The following is a 1020-nucleotide window of genomic DNA, read 5'->3' as shown; positions in this document are numbered from 1 at the left end:
TAATAATTACCCCTTCTTAAAACTATTGAGGATTGACTAATCATGAAAATTTTTGATTTATCCCCTTAAAAGGCTATCCCTTATCAGGAACTCCTGAAAACCTTGTGGGAGTGTGGGGAGAGGGGGGATTCATTAATGGATAATGGATAATGGATAATGGATAATTACCTCTCCCTAAAAGGAAGAGGATTGACTAAAAGGAAAAAATTTATTTTTTTCTCCTATCAAAGGGGAGGCTAATAAAGCTGAATTATTTAATTATAGCAATTCCCATATTCGTGAGGTACGCGCATTCTTTGGTTTTAGGGAACAGGGAACACCGGATCAGGGAACAGGGAACGGGGGAAAGGGAATAGGGAGTAGGGAGTAGTAATTCTTGTTCCGTAGGATATAGATTAAAGAAGAAAAACAACTGTACCTCACAAAGGCTGAGAAACGGTATATAAATATTTAATTGATGCCATTACCTCAGCTATGTTACAAGTTACTCAAAAAGATATTCGCAACTGGTTTACCTATTGTTGTTACTGTACCTCATAGCTGTGGGAAATGCTATATTTAATTATTTAATTATTTAATTATTTAATTATTAATTATTCGGTAAGAATCTTGTCTGAATTTATTAAAAAAATGTACTTTTAAATACACTTTTCTCAGGAAAAAGCCTCTCAAATGCTTATTCATAACTTGTCTATTTTATCAATTTTTATGTTAAGAAAGATGTTTATAAAGCATAGTTTAAAAGGGGAGGCTTTAAACCAATATGTTGAATGAATAATTAATTGACCATCAACTCTTAATAATTAATTATTAACTATTAATTATTAATTATTAATTGTTTACTATCTCTCCACTGCACTAGGAGTAAACCGAACTTCTATCCGTCGCCGACTCTGATCTGGACTTCGATTTGCCCCGGCATAATTTCCAGTGGGATTATATAATTGTGCAGCAGAATAAGCTCTAAATTTTAAACCCAATTTTTGCAGACGAGGATTTTTTTGCAGTCTTTGTACCACA

1 pseudogene is annotated in these 1020 nt (G+C 33.0%); it reads left to right on the top strand.

Annotation, left to right across the window (positions count from 1 at the left end):
- Positions 1 to 441: 441 nt before the first annotated feature.
- Positions 442 to 540 (top strand): annotated as a pseudogene (locus F6K22_RS41530) (IS630-like element ISMae26 family transposase); the annotation flags it as partial.
- Positions 541 to 1020: the final 480 nt, after the last annotated feature.

Source organism: Okeania sp. SIO2F4, from assembly GCF_010672385.1.
Lineage (GTDB): Bacteria > Cyanobacteriota > Cyanobacteriia > Cyanobacteriales > Microcoleaceae > Trichodesmium.
Note: the sequence above shows the minus strand (reverse complement) of the source record. Positions and strands in the feature narration are given on the sequence as shown.